Origin of the sequence: Rhizobium sp. WW_1 (assembly GCF_003610155.1) — a bacterium.
GTDB classification, from domain to species: Bacteria; Pseudomonadota; Alphaproteobacteria; order Rhizobiales; family Rhizobiaceae; genus Rhizobium; species Rhizobium tropici_A.
Genome location: NZ_RAIN01000004.1, coordinates 431,076 through 444,958, shown reverse-complemented (window position 1 = coordinate 444,958; position 13,883 = coordinate 431,076). Strand labels below are relative to the sequence as shown.

At 60.8% G+C, this 13,883-nt stretch carries 15 protein-coding genes; 6 read left to right on the top strand and 9 right to left on the bottom strand.

Translation table 11 applies throughout. The features are described from left to right. The first annotated feature begins 152 nt into the window (after positions 1–152). Positions 153–635, top strand: coding sequence for a transcription elongation factor GreA (greA, locus tag BJ928_RS15180; RefSeq protein ID WP_047630505.1), 483 nt, complete (start codon positions 153–155; stop codon positions 633–635). Here the strand turns inward: greA and BJ928_RS15175 are convergent. Next, on the bottom strand, positions 619–1,551 hold the full coding sequence (locus BJ928_RS15175) for a LysR family transcriptional regulator (RefSeq protein WP_052227559.1): 933 nt from the start codon (positions 1,549–1,551) through the stop codon (positions 619–621). The two genes, greA and BJ928_RS15175, sit on opposite strands and share 17 nt — an antisense overlap. A gap of 216 nt (positions 1,552–1,767) precedes the next feature. On the opposite strand from BJ928_RS15175, the gene BJ928_RS15170 reads away from it, so the two are divergent. The 3 genes from BJ928_RS15170 to BJ928_RS15160 are packed head-to-tail and all read left to right on the top strand — an operon-like array spanning position 1,768 to position 4,776. Further along, positions 1,768–2,892 carry an ABC transporter substrate-binding protein gene (locus BJ928_RS15170; RefSeq protein ID WP_047630283.1) on the top strand — a complete coding sequence of 375 codons (1,125 nt, stop codon included), beginning with the start codon at positions 1,768–1,770 and terminating at the stop codon, positions 2,890–2,892. A gap of 13 nt (positions 2,893–2,905) precedes the next feature. Continuing rightward, positions 2,906–3,997 (top strand): iron ABC transporter permease, encoded by a 1,092-nt coding sequence (locus BJ928_RS15165; RefSeq protein ID WP_082011804.1) that lies wholly within the window; start codon positions 2,906–2,908, stop codon positions 3,995–3,997. Continuing rightward, positions 3,994–4,776, top strand: coding sequence for an ABC transporter ATP-binding protein (locus BJ928_RS15160; protein WP_047630282.1), 783 nt, complete (start codon positions 3,994–3,996; stop codon positions 4,774–4,776). Before BJ928_RS15165 ends, BJ928_RS15160 begins: the two co-directional genes overlap by 4 nt. Before the next feature lie 39 nt (positions 4,777–4,815). Here BJ928_RS15160 and BJ928_RS15155 read toward each other — a convergent pair whose 3' ends face one another. Continuing rightward, positions 4,816–5,835 (bottom strand): LacI family DNA-binding transcriptional regulator, encoded by a 1,020-nt coding sequence (locus tag BJ928_RS15155; protein ID WP_047630280.1) that lies wholly within the window; start codon positions 5,833–5,835, stop codon positions 4,816–4,818. 108 nt (positions 5,836–5,943) lie between these two features. Here BJ928_RS15155 and BJ928_RS15150 point away from each other — a divergent pair, with 108 nt between their 5' ends. Next, positions 5,944–7,137: a phytanoyl-CoA dioxygenase family protein gene (locus BJ928_RS15150; RefSeq protein ID WP_047630277.1), complete on the top strand. Its 1,194-nt coding sequence runs from the start codon at positions 5,944–5,946 to the stop codon at positions 7,135–7,137. A gap of 7 nt (positions 7,138–7,144) precedes the next feature. Next, positions 7,145–7,954: an SDR family oxidoreductase gene (locus BJ928_RS15145; RefSeq protein WP_047630275.1), complete on the top strand. Its 810-nt coding sequence runs from the start codon at positions 7,145–7,147 to the stop codon at positions 7,952–7,954. 90 nt (positions 7,955–8,044) lie between these two features. On the opposite strand, the gene BJ928_RS15140 is transcribed toward BJ928_RS15145, so the two are convergent. From BJ928_RS15140 to phnG, 7 genes are read right to left on the bottom strand one after another with little or no spacing between them, the layout of a single operon-like run. Continuing rightward, positions 8,045–9,199, bottom strand: coding sequence for an alpha-D-ribose 1-methylphosphonate 5-triphosphate diphosphatase (locus tag BJ928_RS15140; protein ID WP_047630273.1), 1,155 nt, complete (start codon positions 9,197–9,199; stop codon positions 8,045–8,047). Further along, positions 9,186–9,932, bottom strand: a complete 747-nt coding sequence (locus tag BJ928_RS15135) for an ATP-binding cassette domain-containing protein (protein WP_052227558.1) — start codon at positions 9,930–9,932, stop codon at positions 9,186–9,188. The genes BJ928_RS15140 and BJ928_RS15135 overlap by 14 nt, the downstream gene beginning before the upstream one ends. Before the next feature lie 14 nt (positions 9,933–9,946). Beyond that, on the bottom strand, positions 9,947–10,774 hold the full coding sequence (locus tag BJ928_RS15130; RefSeq protein ID WP_047630272.1) for an ATP-binding cassette domain-containing protein: 828 nt from the start codon (positions 10,772–10,774) through the stop codon (positions 9,947–9,949). After that, the gene (locus BJ928_RS15125) at positions 10,774–11,685 is read right to left on the bottom strand and encodes an alpha-D-ribose 1-methylphosphonate 5-phosphate C-P-lyase PhnJ (RefSeq protein ID WP_047630270.1); all 912 of its coding nucleotides are present in this window, start codon (positions 11,683–11,685) and stop codon (positions 10,774–10,776) included. Before BJ928_RS15125 ends, BJ928_RS15130 begins: the two co-directional genes overlap by 1 nt. Next, the gene (locus tag BJ928_RS15120) at positions 11,682–12,776 is read right to left on the bottom strand and encodes a carbon-phosphorus lyase complex subunit PhnI (RefSeq protein WP_047630268.1); all 1,095 of its coding nucleotides are present in this window, start codon (positions 12,774–12,776) and stop codon (positions 11,682–11,684) included. The genes BJ928_RS15125 and BJ928_RS15120 overlap by 4 nt, the downstream gene beginning before the upstream one ends. Then, positions 12,776–13,321: a phosphonate C-P lyase system protein PhnH gene (phnH, locus tag BJ928_RS15115; RefSeq protein WP_047630267.1), complete on the bottom strand. Its 546-nt coding sequence runs from the start codon at positions 13,319–13,321 to the stop codon at positions 12,776–12,778. The genes BJ928_RS15120 and phnH overlap by 1 nt, the downstream gene beginning before the upstream one ends. Positions 13,322–13,323: 2 nt before the next feature. Next, complete coding sequence (phnG, locus tag BJ928_RS15110; protein WP_245432330.1) at positions 13,324–13,800, bottom strand: phosphonate C-P lyase system protein PhnG; 477 nt, start codon at positions 13,798–13,800, stop codon at positions 13,324–13,326. Between the last annotated feature and the right edge of the window lie 83 nt (positions 13,801–13,883).

Below are 13,883 nucleotides of genomic sequence, written 5' to 3'. Positions count from 1 at the left end.
GCGATGCTACGCAATGGCGTGCGGAATGCCAAGAAATCTCCGCACACATATTCGGCGGGTCGTATCCCAGCGGTCGACCATCCGTGTTTCTCCCAGCTTGCTATCTGGTCTATAGTTCAAGGCTGATTTGTTCGTAGGAATGGAGTTTGAAATTGAGCACTGCGTTCATGAAGGAAGAAAGTGCTGAAACGGCGGCGGAAACCGTGCTGCCGGATCGGCCGATTTCTCCGCATCCGAACCGCGTGACCGAGCCGGGATTGAAAGCTCTGGAACTGCAGCTTCAGGACGCGCGCAAGGCCTATGAAGCAGCAAGCGCAATCGAGGATATCAACGAGCGCCGCCGGCAGACGTCGATACCGCTGCGCGATGCGCGCTATTTCGCGGAAAGGGTTCGCACTGCCGAAGTGGTACCGGCGCCCGTTTCATCGGACGTCGTCGCTTTCGGAAGCATGGTGACCTACTGTCGTGAAGATGGGCGCGTGCAGAAATACCGCATTGTCGGAGAGGATGAGGCCGATCCGAAGACGGGCTCGATTTCCTATGTATCACCCGTTGCCAGGCTTCTCATGGGCAAGGCAGTCGGCGATGTCGTGACCCTCGGTAAGGAAGAGCTGGAAATCACTGAGATCGAATAACCGGCTTCCCGCCTGATCCGCCCGCTTTTGCGATCGCTTCGCGCAGCCAGATATGGGCCGGCTGAGAATCCAGTCGTCGATGCCATCGCATGCAGGTCGTTATCCGCGGCGAGGCGAAGGGTAGCTCGCTGATCGTCAGGCCGGAGCCGTTGCAGATAGCTTCGGCAATAGGCCTTCTCATGGGTATGTACATATCGTGCTCCTGCAGGACGGCGGTGCATCCAAGCAGCGGCACAGAGTGCTTGACGTCGCGATGGGCTTGTCGTTCGGCAAGCCAGCGGTCAAGAAAGCCGGTGTCGTCGCCAGCTGAGGAGAGATTGAGATGCGGTCTTCCGATCAGTTCCTCCAAGGTCATCGGGCTTTGCGTCGCGCGGATTTGTGCCCGATGCACAATGACGAAATCGTCGCTGCTCAGCTGTTGCGACGCGAAGCGTTCGCGATCCTCGCCGGGACGGCCGATGAAGAGGTCGAGCTCGGACGCATCGAGCATCGGGTCTATATCGATGGTGCCGCTCGGCCGCAGATTGAGTGAGATGCCGGGCGCCGCGGCGCCGACCATGGAAACGATCCTCGATGTCAGCGCGATTGCCGAACTGTTGTCGAGCGCAAGCCTGAACTGCTGGCGCGCGGTCGAAGCCTCGAACGACCCGGATTGCAGGCCAAGTTCAAGATAGCTGAGCGCCTGCCTAATGGGTTCGGCAAGCTGCTCGGCCCGCGATGTCGGCAGCATGCCCTGAGCCGAGCGCACGAAAAGATCGTCACCGAGCGCATGGCGCAGGCGTGCCAGAGCGTGGCTGGCCGCAGGCTGGCTCATTCCGAGGCGTTGCGCCGCACGCAGGATGTTGCGCTCCCGAAAGACGGCATCGAACACGCGCAACAGGTTGAGATCGATACTGTTTATGTTGGGGGATTGCATGCTCGTCGACCATTCCTAGTGCTTCGCTTTAGGAAAATGCACATTTACGAGAAAAAGTGGAGATAGAAATTCATATTATGCATATCGATATGACGAGGTTTCAGTTCCCCGTCTGCAAGGATTGATGCAAGAGATCCTCGATCCGACGGGGTCCCGGCGGCTGCTCCAACCGCACGGCCACTTTGATATTTTCGAATAATCGCCAAGGAGTTCTTGATGACGATTGCCGGCTCGCTGTTAAGGGCTCTGCGTATTCTCGCTTTCCTCTCGATCGGCCTGGTTCTGCCTGCGATCGCGCATGGAGCAGATGTGACCGATGTCCTTGGCCGTAAGGTCCACGTGCCCGACCATGTCTCGCGCATCGTGCTGGGCGAAAGCCGGCTCAGCTATGCTCTGGCGCTGCTCGACCGCGACAATCCGTTTCAGCGCGTCGTCGGTTGGCAGAATGATCTGCGCAAGCTCGATCCGCATACGTTCGAAACCTACAAGAAGAAGTTTCCGGCCGTTGCCGATATCGCCGTAATCGGTGAGACCTCCGAAGTGAGCGTGAGCGTCGAGACCATTCTTTCGTTGAAGCCGGATCTGGTGATCTTCAGCGTCGCCGGCGAGGGACCGAAAGCGCATAGCCCGATCGCGGAAACCTTGGCACAGGCAGGCATCGCCGTGCTCTATGTCGATTTTCGTGTTTCTCCCATCGAGAACACGCCGAAGAGCATCACTGTCATCGGTGAAGCTATCGGCCGCCAAGCGGAGGCAAAGGAGTTCACCGATTTCTATGCCCGACATCTTGGCTTGATCACATCGCGCGTCGCCGCCTTGAAGGACGAGCAGAAGCCGAGCGTCTTTCTCGAACTTCTCGCGGGCGTTTGGCAGGCGCCCGGCCACACGACGGGTAATGGCGGCCTCGGACAGTTCGTCGCTACGGTCGGGGGTCGTAATATCGCGGCCAGCGTCGTGCCCGGCGCTATCGGCGACGTCGCGGTCGAATATGTTCTCCACGCTGATCCCGATATCTACATTGCCACTGGCAATCGCTCTCCCGGCCTGTTGCTGGGGGCAGGAGTTGACGAAGAGGCTGCGCAAAAGAGCCTCGGCGCCGTTCTTGCCCGTCCGGAATTCAAGGAATTGCGAGCGATCCGCGATCGCAAGGCCTACGGCCTTTGGCATGACTTCTATAATTCGCCCTACAATATCCTTGCCATCGAAGCTCTGGCAAAATGGATTCATCCGGAGCTGTTTCAGGACATAGATCCGGCCAAGACAGAGCAGGAGATGGCCAAATCGCTGCTCGCGATCGACACCGCCGGCACCTATTGGGTCGAGTCCGGCGTCGCGAATTGACGGGAAACGGTGGATGGACGCTCCTGTGACCTCGGGGCACAAGCACGATGCCGGTACGATCTCGGGTTTTGCGAACACGCAGATCGCCTATCGCGGCCTCGTGCTGCGGCGTCTCGTCATCATAGCTCTGCTGTTTGTGCTTCTTCTGGTATCGTTCGGCTATGACGTTGTCACGGGCTCATCTGGCATGAGTGCGGCGGATCTCCTTAACGGGATTTTCCATGCGGGGGATCTGTCACCCACCGATCGCGTCATCATCTGGAACGTTCGCCTGCCTTTTGCGCTCATGGCCGTACTTGTTGGCGCTTCGCTCTCGCTCGCCGGAGCGGAGATGCAGGTCATCCTCAACAATCCGCTCGCCAGCCCCTTCACGCTGGGCGTCGCCTCGGCGGCGGCATTGGGCGCTTCGACGGTCATCGTCTTCCATCTCGCGCTTTCCTGGCTGCCTTATAACTGGCTGGTCTCGCTTGCCGCTTTCGTCTTCGCCTTCGGTTCGGTACTGTTGCTCGATGCCCTTTCAAGGCTGCGGGCCGGAAATATGGAGACGATGGTGCTGCTCGGAATTGCGCTCGTCTTCAGCTGTAACGCGGTCATCCTGCTGTTTCAGTTGATGGCGACGGAGGATGTGCTGCAGCAGCTCGTCTTCTGGTCGGTCGGCAGTCTCGCACGGGCCAATTGGGACAAGGTCGCCGTGCTGGCAATTACCCTTACCGTGGTCATGCCCTTATCTTTCGGCGCCGCCGGTCAAATGACGGCACTGCGTATGGGGGAGGAACGGGCGATCAGCTTCGGCATCGATGTCGTGCGGCTGCGCTATCTCTCCCTGCTGCGGGTAAGCCTCCTCTCGGCCATCGCGGTCGCCTTCGTCGGCACGATCGGCTTCATCGGTCTTGTCGGGCCGCATATCGCGCGACTTTTAGTGGGCGAGGATCAGCGTTTTACGCTTCCTGCCAGTGCGCTGGTCGGCGCCCTGCTGCTATCGCTTGCCTCGATTACCAGCAAAATCGTGCTGCCGGGGCTCGTCGTTCCTGTCGGCATCGTCACGGCGCTCGTCGGCGTGCCACTCTTCGTCATCCTGATCTTCAACGGGAGACCGAGCCGATGACGGATGAGGGGGCCGGTCTCGTCATTCGCGATCTCACCGTCGCCTACGGTCGAAAAAGGGTTGTGCATTCCATTTCGCTCGGCCCGCTGCCGCGCGGCGAGGTTCTGGCGCTCCTCGGGCCGAACGCGGCCGGCAAGTCCACATTATTGCGCGGGATTGCCGGCCTTGGTTCGGCTTCCGGCAAAATTCTTCTCGACGGTACGGATCTCGCCCGCCTTTCGCGGGCGGAGCGAGCCAAGAGGATTGCCTATATGCCGCAATCGCAGCCGCCGGCTATCGGCCTGCCCGTCATCGAAGCTGTCATGAGCGCCTGCAGCGGCATGCTCGGTCGCGAGACCGCCATGAAGGAAGCCTATGATGCTCTCGCGCGGCTAAGCGCCGTCGATCTCGCCATGTCGCCGCTTGCGGAGCTATCGGGAGGTCAAAGGCAGATGGTCGCGTTGGCCCAGGCCATCGTCCGCCGTCCCGAAGTCCTGCTGCTCGACGAACCGACAAGTGCACTCGATCTCAAGCATCAGATTCACGTCATGGAATGTGCAGCCGCGCTCGCCCGCGAATCGGGAACGATCGTGGTCGCCGTGCTTCACGATGTCCCGTTGGCGCTTCGCTATGCGAATTCCGTGGCGGTGCTGAAAGACGGAGACCTCAAGGTTCATGGGGCGGCCGACGAGATCATCACGCCAGAGCTGTTGGCTGAGGTTTATGGAATTGAAGTGCGGGTCGAGCGCTGCAGCCTCGGGCGAATCCAGATCATGGTCGATGGCACGCTGTCGCAGTAATCGTATAGCCTGCTCGCCGACTGCGCACGGAGCCATCGATCAATGCACTGGGTCGAATGGGGTTGCGATCGCAACCCGCGACGGCGCTACCTGAAAGTCGGCCGGCAGCATCCGGTGATAGGCGAGCATGAGCTGGCAGGCACTGCGGGCATCGTGGCGCAGATCGTGGTGAATGACGAAGGTGATCTCGCCAGTTGACAGTAGCCGGACATTATCCTGATCGAGATCATGAGCGGCGAAGACAGTGCACGCGCGCCGGGCTTCGGCAAAGGCCTTCAATATGGCGCGATTGGCGCCGCCGGCCGAATAGACCGCATGGATTTCCGGCTCACGTTCCAGCGCATCGCGGACAAGCAGCTCGGTTGTGCGGTCGACGCCGAAGCCTTCGGAAATTCGCACGACCGAAAGATGGGGGAATCGCCCTGACAGTACGTCACGAAATCCCCGTTCACGCTCGTCCTCGCCAGCAAAAAGGCTGCTCGACAGCGTCACCAGCACCTTGCCCTTCTGCTCTCCGGCCATGCGACCGAGCAGATAGGCTGCCGTTGCTCCCGCCACGCGGTTGTCCATGCCGACATAGCCGATACGAGAGTTTTCGGGCAGGTCGGTCACCAAAGTAACGACCGGGATTTTCGCCGCCATAAGTTGGGCGGCGATATCGGCAATGGCGGGCGTCGACGGAGCCTTGAGCACGACGCCATGGCTGCCGCGGCGACGTATGGCGCGCAGTATGGCCAGAAGTTCTGCCTCGCTCATCGTCTCGGCCACATGAAAACGTGCGGAAAACGATGCAGGCCGCATGCCGGGCAGTTCCGCTTCGAAGGCTTCGCGGACGGCCGCCGAAAAGCGCTGTGGCGTATCCATGACGACGTCGATCACGAGCCGCTTTCCGACAAGGCCGGACTGCACATACTGTCGTTCCAGTTCGGCAATCGCCGCTGAGACCCGCGAGCGGGTAACGGTGCGAACGCCGGTGCGCTCATGCATCACCCGATCGACGGTCGCAAGGCTGAGCCCGGCTTGCAGCGCGATGTCTTTCAAGGGGAAACGTGACTTCAAGGTGACTCTTTCTGAGGTGTTTTTGAGGTGTTTCCTATCTTTTTCATAGGTCGGGCCGAGGCTAGGATCAATCCCATAAGTCCAACGTCACTTTGGGAGGAGATCACCATGGACGCTCAGACGCTCGCCAGCCGGCGCAGCCAGAAGGTTTGGCTTTCGGCCGACTGCGGCAATTTCGACACCTTTAAAGCCCTGGTCGAAAAGACAGCCAATCCTGCGGACTGGCCGTTGGCGGCAGGAATCGAGAAGAACATCCTCATCTATGATGGCGGCAAGGTTCGCGCCGCCGCCGCGAATGAAGACGACCGCCGCGCTTTGATGGCCGAGTGGGTCGAAGTCTTTACCACAGGCCCAGGCATCATCGTTATCAAGAACGCCATGCCGGATAACGCGGTTGTTGATAGCGCGACCTCTGTGTTCGAAGCTATCGTTCGCGAAGAGAAAGAAAAGGGCAAGGGCGGGGGTGATCACTTTGCCAAGCCCGGCGCCAATGACCGCATCTGGAATGCGCTCGAGAAACACTGCCTGGCGGACCCGGAGAATTTTGCCCGCTATTATGCTTCGACTGCGGTCGCGCTTGTGTCGGAGGCCTGGCTCGGCGTCGGCTACCAGATGACGGCGCAGATGAACCGGGTCAATCCCGGCGGCACAGCGCAGAAGCCGCATCGTGATTACCACCTCGGCTTCATGTCGCCGCAGCAGATGCAGGCCTATCCCGGCCATATCCACGCGGTTTCGCCGCTATTGACGCTGCAGGGTGCAGTCGCGCATTGCGACATGCCGCTTGAAAGCGGGCCGACGTTGTTCCTGCCCTATTCGCAGACCTTCTTCGAGGGCTATATCGCTTTCGGCCGACCGGAATTCCAGGCCTATTTTGCCGAGCATCATGTGCAATTGCCGCTTGAGAAGGGCGATGCCGTCTTCTTCAATCCGGCGGTCATGCACGGCGCCGGCAACAATGTCTCGAAAGACATCTATCGCATGGCCAATCTCCTGCAGGTTTCCTCGGCCTTCGGGCGGGCGATGGAGAGCGTCAACCGCAGCCGCATGTCGGTGACTGTCTATCCCGCACTTCTCACTGCATTCGGTGCCGGGACACTGAGCCGGGCAGAGGTTGCCAACGTCATCGCGTCGACGGCCGAGGGCTATGCCTTCCCCACCAACCTCGACAGCGATCCTCCAGTCGGCGGCCTCGCCCCGAAGACCCAGGCGCAGATCATGGCTGAGGCAATTGATGCTGCAACGGATGCCGGGCAGTTTGCCGGACTGATCGCCGCCCATGCTGCGCGCAGGGAGGCTTGAGGATCCGATGGGCCGACTGGATGGAAAATTTGCCGTCATCACCGGCGGCACGCAGGGGCTGGGCGCGGAAGTCGCCCGGCTCTTTGCCGAACGCGGGGCCACCGGATTGACAATCTGCGGCCGCAGCACCGCCAAGGGTGAAGCCAAGGCACGCGAGATTGGCGATCGCTATAAGATACCGGTTGTTTTCGTCCCTGCTGATCTCGGCGAGGTCGAGGACTGCCGCAAGGTCATCGCGACAGCGGTCGAGAAATTCGGCCGCATCGATGCGCTCGTCAATGTCGCCGCCATCACCGATCGAGGCACCATTCTCGACACCGACCCGGACCTGTTCGACCGAATGTTCGCCGTCAATGTGCGTGCGCCCTTCTTCCTGATGCAGGACGTGATCAAGAACATGATCGCCAACGGCATCGAAGGGACGATCGTCAACATCTCCTCGATGTCGTCGTTGGCCGGCCAGCCCTTCATTAGCGCCTATTGCTCTTCCAAGGGAGCGCTCGATACCTTGACCCGGAATACAGCTTTCTCACTGCTTAAGAACCGGATCAGGGTCAACGCCCTCAATATCGGTTGGATGTCGAGCGACGGCGAGGATCGCATCCAGCGCGAATATCACGGGGCCGCGGAAGATTGGTTGGCAAAGGCGGCCGCGGAGCAGCCTTTCGGCCGGCTGGTCGATCCGGCCGAGGTCGCCCGCGCCGTCGCCTTCCTGTCGTCTGAAGAGTCCGGCCTGATGACCGGCGCCACGATCAATTTCGATCAGTCGATCTGGGGTGCTTATGAGGGCTCACCGCATCCGGAAAAGGCGATGTGAGCTGTGCAAATCAGCGGGAGGGACGCACCCTCCCGCTGATGACCGGCGCCACTTGCTGGCTCGGAGTGTGAGACAGTAAAGCCTCGCGGATCAAAAGCCCTTGATGGAGCCGTCCGACCAGATCATCTTGCCGCTGCGGATGGTGCCGCGTACGCGCGGTACTTTGCCGCGTTCCGCAATCACGAAATCGGCACGCAGCCCCTCGCAGATCCGACCGCGATCATGCAAGCCGAGTGCCTTGGCCGGGTTGGCGCTTGCCAATGCGACCGAAGCGGGAAGACCGCCCTTGCCGATTTCCGCAAGCGCGATCACCGCAGGCAGAATAGCCGATGGGTGATAATCGCTCGCGAGGATATCCAGCACGCCGGCCTCATAGGCTTCGCGTGCGGAAAGATTGCCGGAGTAGGAAAGGCCGCGCAGCGCATTCGGTGCGCCCATGGCCGTTGCCAATCCCAACCGCCTCGCTTCGGTCGCCGTTGCAATGTTGATCGGAAATTCGCTGATCGCGGCGCCGAGGCTATGCAGCAGCGCTGCCTTCTCGACCGTGTCGTCGTCGTGGGATGCCAGCACGACACCGTGCTCGCGTGCCAATTCCGCCAACCCGTTGATGATGTCCATGCTGTCGCCGTGTTCGCTGCGGGCGGCCATGCGCTGCCTGACCATTTCCGCCGCCTGGGTCTCGCTGATCTTCTTGACCTTCGCCGTGTTGGCGATGTGCAGTTCGATATCGCGATATTGTCCCTGGCCAGGCGTGTGGTCCATCAGCGAGATCAGATGAAGTGCGCCGGCGTTTATCAGGACCTTTGCTTCCTCGATCGCGGGCAGGAAGGTTACCTCGAAGCGGCCGTGGACGCGGTGGTCGATCAAAAGCTCGTCTCGCATCGATGCGAGCTTCTCGATCATCGCGTGAGTATGCTCGATCGAGCGCACATGACCATAGGTGGCGGGCGTGAAGGCGACGGCTGCATATGCCGTTGTCACGCCGTTGGCGGCAAGCATCTTGTCGAGGTCGTAGACGCCGAGTTCGAGCGGCATGCGGACGTTGACACGAGGCTCCACGCATTTCTCGATCATGTCGCCATGCATGTCGACGAAACCGGGCAGGAGAAACCGGCCATGGCCGTCTATCTCGGCGCCTTCGACCGGTCTTTCGCTGATATCCGCGATCAACCCATCCTCGATCCTGACGGCGCCGCGCTCGATCACGCGATCCTGTAATACGATTTCAAAATTACTCAGCCACATCGTCCTGCTCGTCCTCGATCTTGATGGCTTCCAGATGCAATTCCCGGTCGATCAATGCCTTTACATCGTCTGGATGATGAAAAACACCGATCATCGCAACGCCTGATGCCTTGAGCTGAGCCAATCGTTCGACCAGCGCGCGGCGGGCGGAATGATCGAGCGAGGCCGTTGGTTCGTCGAGCAGCAAAAGGCGTTGTGGCAGGATGAGCGCACGGGCCAGATTGACCTTCTGCTGCTCGCCGCCGGAGAAGGTGGAAGGGTAGGCCGACCAGAGCTGCTTCTTCACGCCGAAGGCATCGAGCCAGCGCCGCGCTTCGGCGAGAGCTTCGGAATGCGACGTTCCCGCAAGCCTCAGTGGCTCAGCCACGATCTCTTCGGCCGCGACACGCGGACGGGCGTTGAGGAACTGGGTGACGAAGCCGATTTCCCGGCGGCGCAGTACGGCGATGTCGACATCCGCCGCCGTTGCGAGATCGATGATCCCTTCCTGCGTGTGATAGTAGATGTGGCCGGCGCGCGGCAGGTAAGAGCGGTAGAGCGTGCGCAGCAGGGTGGACTTGCCCGCGCCGTTCTCGCCCTTGAGCAGGATGAATTCGCCGGCGCTCAGCTCGAACTCGATATTCTCGAAGGCAAACAGCGTGCGCTTGAGGTGATGCATTTCGAATTGCTTCGAAAGGCCCTGGACACGCAAGACCGGAGCGGTGTTCTGCCGGGCGGAAACCTGAATGTTCATCTCTTCTGTTTCCTTCAAAGCTTGGCGTGAACGAGCTGCTGGGTGTAGGCGTGTTGCGGGTCCTGGAAGATCTGGTCGGCAAGACCCTGTTCCACGACCTTGCCGCGCCGCATGACCATAACCCGGTCTGCCATCGTGCGGATGACGCCGAGATCGTGCGAAACCAGAACCATCGTGATGGAACGTTCGCGCTGCAGCCGCTTCAGCGTGTCGAGCACCAACGCCTGAACGCTGACGTCGAGACCCGTGGTCGGTTCGTCGAGCAAGAGGACTGCAGGTTCAAGCGCGATCGCCTTTGCGAGCTGCACGCGCTGCTGCATGCCGCCGGAAAGCTCGTTCGGTCGGGCATCCATGCGTTCGATCGGAAATTCCGACGCATCAAGCGACTGGCGTGCCCGCTCGCGCAGCTCGGCGAAATTGCGGTTGCCGGCAATCAGCAGGCGCTCGGCGACGTTGCCGCTGCTGGTGTGGTTCATCAGCAGGCCGAGATGCGGGTTTTGGTAGACGATGCCGATATGATGCGCGCGCAGCATACGCCGCTCGAAGCGGTCGAGTGTGAAAAGGTTGCGGCCCTCGTGGCCGGGAAGCGCAAGACTATAGGTGCCGGTGTCGGGCGTATCCTCGAGGTTCATCATCCGAAGAAGCGTAGACTTGCCCGAACCGGATTCGCCGACGATGCCGAGGACTTCGCCCGGATAGACTGTTACGTCGACGCCGCCAAGCGCAGTGACGTCGCCATAATTGCGGGCAATGCCACGCATGGTGAGGATGGGGTCGGCCATCATCAGCCGTGGCGGCTGGCGAGTGAGTGCCGCCGATTGAATGGGATCGAGCGTGGCCATCAGTCCATCCTTCCGTTGTTGTACCAGGTTTCGCCGATCTCGACGGTTTCCGCTTCCGATTTGCGGATGTGCTTTACGCCAAAATGGCTGTCGGACAGCTCGTATTGCGAGGAGCCATCTTCCTGCGGCAGCTCGTTCATGAAAAAGCCGGCGACGTTGCTGCGATAGCAGGTCTTGTCCTGGTGATCCTCGACGCGGTAGGGCACGTCGTCGAAGACAAGCGGCTCGACGCGTGTATAAGGCGGCACGGCGAAGATGCGCTTCTCGCGGCCGGCAGACAGGATCGTCAGGTGATCCGCCTGATTGAGCTTGGGCACATCCCAGCGCGGAATGGGCGATGGCGTCATTACATGGCGACCGTTGACCATGCTCGGATAGCTCGACCCCTGCATGATCCGGCCCGATTTGACGAGCTGCTCGTAGAGTATCAACCAGAGTTGGCCATAATCGGCATCGCCATGCATTTCGCGCGCGACCGACATGTCAGGCTGGACAGGTCGCAGCGGTTCCGGGTTCGGAACCTGCAGCACCAGGATCTGGTCCTCGCGCAGCTTCTCCTCCGGAATGCGGTGTCGGGACTGGATGATGGTCGCGGCCATCGTGTCTTCCGTCTCCACCGCGCCTCCGACACGGCCGACGAATTTGCGGATGCTGCTGGCGTTGACGGAATCGTCAGCTCCTTGATCGATGACCTTCACGACGGAGGTTGGCTTGAGCAGCGTCAGCGTGACCTGCAGGCCACCCGTTCCCCAGCCGCGGGCGATTGGCACTTCGCGGCTGGCATAGGGCACCTGATAACCGGGGACGGCAATTGCCTTCAGAATGCGGCGGCGCATTTCGCGCTTGGCGGATTCATCGAGAAAGCCGTAGTTGAAAGCCATCCAGGGCTTGGTCAATTCCTGCAGTTTCATAGCGCGACCTCTTCCTGTTTCGAGGCAAGCTTCTCGGCATCAACGGGTTTTGCAGCAGCCTCGCTCTTGTCCGCCTTGACGCGGCGCAGCGCGTCGAGGCTCGACTGGAACGTAACGTAATGCGGAAGCTTGAAGTGGATGCAGAAGCCGGAGCTTTCGACCGGCTCGGTATGATAGAGAACGAATTCCTCGTTGGCGGCCGGATGCGGATTGGGCTGGCTGGAGGCGAGATCGAGCGTCGCGGCCGCGATCACCTTCACCTCGTTCCAGCCGAAGGTCGCCGAGAAGCCCAGTTGCAATTCCTTGGCCTTGGAGATGACTTCGGTCTGGCTGACGCGGACGCGGCCGGCGCTGAAGATCGTGCCGGTGGGATGACGCAGGCGAACCGGGGCGTAAGCCAGGCGCAGTTCGTTGACCGTGGGATGCACCGAACTGTAGCCGCGCATTGTCGCATACCCGAGCGCAAGCGTGCCGCCTGTGTCGGCGCGCGCCAGGCTCTGCAGTTTGTGGGCGCGTGCCGGCGGAAAGAGCAGTGGCTCGCGCGTCAGGTCGGGGATTTCTTCCGGCGCCACCGTTTCCACAGGGTGATCCGGAACGAGCCCTTGCGCCTTCTGCCAACTGGTCAGTGACGGCTGGGTCGCCGGCGCGGGTGCGACGGCCGGGATCACCGGCTCGGGCACGTAGTCCTCACCTTGCAGCACATCGACCTGGAGCAGGCGATGGGAATAATCCAGCGTCGGGCCCAGTATCTGACCGCCGGGAATGTCCTTGAAAGCGGCGGAGATGCGGCGGACGGTGAAAAGATCCGGCTGGTCGACCGGCTCCGCGACGGCAATGCGGGGCTGGGTGGTGCGGTAGGCGCGCAACAGAAGGATCGCCTCGTAGAGATCGCCGCCGGCTTGGGCGAGCGCCAGAGCGGCGAGATCGGGTTCGTAAAGCGATGCCTCGCCCATCAGCCGGTCGATGAGATAGGGAAGACCGGTTCGCACGGCCTCGACGCGCTCTCGCGTGATTGGGCCGAGATCGGCGCGAAACAGCCGCTCTGCCTGTTCGATGGCGTATTCGCCACCGCGGGTTGCTACATAGGCCATCAGAGCACCTCGATTTTCGTGGAACGGGGAATGCCGAGCAGGCGCTTGCCATCGACCAGATAGAGATCCCAGCCGAGCGGATAGCGGATTGCCCTGGCGCGCATCTGCCAGAAGGCGGGATCGATGCCGTCGATATCGATCGTGACGCTGTCCTTGATGCCGGGGCCGGTCAGGCGCAGCCGCTGTCCGGAGCCAAAGCGTGCCGGAGCAAACAGCGTCGCGGCGTCATCCGGATAGAGCAGGCTACCGATGCGCAACGTCGACAAGGCCGCGAGCTTTTCCGCGGAATTGATGGTGGCGAAGACATAGTCGGCGCTGGCGAGCGGAAGACGTCTTGCGCCTGTTGCGGCCATTTGCGCATCCAGGGTCGGATCGTCCGCCGCATGGAAGCTACATTCGCGGTCAAGCAGGCTTTCGGCAAGCGGCCAAAAGCCTGCTGTGGGCAGTTCCCGGACTTGTCCGGGCCGGCTCAGTGCCCACATGAGTTCCTCGAACGTGGCGTTTGTGCGGGTATCGTCGAGGGTTGGCAGGAGATTGTGCGCCATGGTCAGAACGTCTCCATCTGCACGCGGGTGGCTTCTACTTTTTGCAGCAGCAGCCGGTCTTCCGCCTGCTGGTGCAGCCGTTCGGCTTCCAGCAGTTCGAGAATGATGTCGGCTTGATGATTGGCGGCGATTGCCGCATCGATGACCGCCATTGCCATGGCATGTTCGAGATCCCGGCCGACCACCGCGCCATAACCCTCGACGGCGCGATCCGGCACGCGGATATGCGCTTCCGACACCAGGACTTCGCCAAGGTGGAAAGCGGTATTCTTGACCGTGTCGATGAGCGGCAGCATTGCGAGGCCGGTGCGGTTTGCGACAACATCGACCTCGCCAAGCGTATCGAGCACTCTTTCGGCTGACGCCTTTATGTTCGCGGGGCGGCTTGCGGCGAGAATTTCCAGTGCCTGCGCATGGTTATAGGATGCGCTGACCGGATTGCCAGTCTTCTCCTCAGTCATCATCTTTTCCTTGGGCATTAGGATTCGTTAGGGGAGCGGGGCTTTCGAATGTTCGAATGATTTCTATATTCATTCGAATGAATTGTCCACGACGTTTTGCC

Bases quoted from the DNA above. Each gene is read 5' to 3' on its own strand.
- BJ928_RS15175 (WP_052227559.1), bottom strand. From the start codon at position 1,551: ATGCAATCCCCCAACATAAACAGTATCGATCTCAACCTGTTGCGCGTG.
- BJ928_RS15170 (WP_047630283.1), top strand. From the start codon at position 1,768: ATGACGATTGCCGGCTCGCTGTTAAGGGCTCTGCGTATTCTCGCTTTC.
- BJ928_RS15165 (WP_082011804.1), top strand. From the start codon at position 2,906: ATGGACGCTCCTGTGACCTCGGGGCACAAGCACGATGCCGGTACGATC.
- BJ928_RS15160 (WP_047630282.1), top strand. From the start codon at position 3,994: ATGACGGATGAGGGGGCCGGTCTCGTCATTCGCGATCTCACCGTCGCC.
- BJ928_RS15150 (WP_047630277.1), top strand. From the start codon at position 5,944: ATGGACGCTCAGACGCTCGCCAGCCGGCGCAGCCAGAAGGTTTGGCTT.
- BJ928_RS15145 (WP_047630275.1), top strand. From the start codon at position 7,145: ATGGGCCGACTGGATGGAAAATTTGCCGTCATCACCGGCGGCACGCAG.
- BJ928_RS15140 (WP_047630273.1), bottom strand. From the start codon at position 9,199: ATGTGGCTGAGTAATTTTGAAATCGTATTACAGGATCGCGTGATCGAG.
- BJ928_RS15135 (WP_052227558.1), bottom strand. From the start codon at position 9,932: ATGAACATTCAGGTTTCCGCCCGGCAGAACACCGCTCCGGTCTTGCGT.
- BJ928_RS15130 (WP_047630272.1), bottom strand. From the start codon at position 10,774: ATGGCCACGCTCGATCCCATTCAATCGGCGGCACTCACTCGCCAGCCG.
- BJ928_RS15125 (WP_047630270.1), bottom strand. From the start codon at position 11,685: ATGAAACTGCAGGAATTGACCAAGCCCTGGATGGCTTTCAACTACGGC.
- BJ928_RS15120 (WP_047630268.1), bottom strand. From the start codon at position 12,776: ATGGCCTATGTAGCAACCCGCGGTGGCGAATACGCCATCGAACAGGCA.
- phnH (WP_047630267.1), bottom strand. From the start codon at position 13,321: ATGGCGCACAATCTCCTGCCAACCCTCGACGATACCCGCACAAACGCC.
- phnG (WP_245432330.1), bottom strand. From the start codon at position 13,800: ATGCCCAAGGAAAAGATGATGACTGAGGAGAAGACTGGCAATCCGGTC.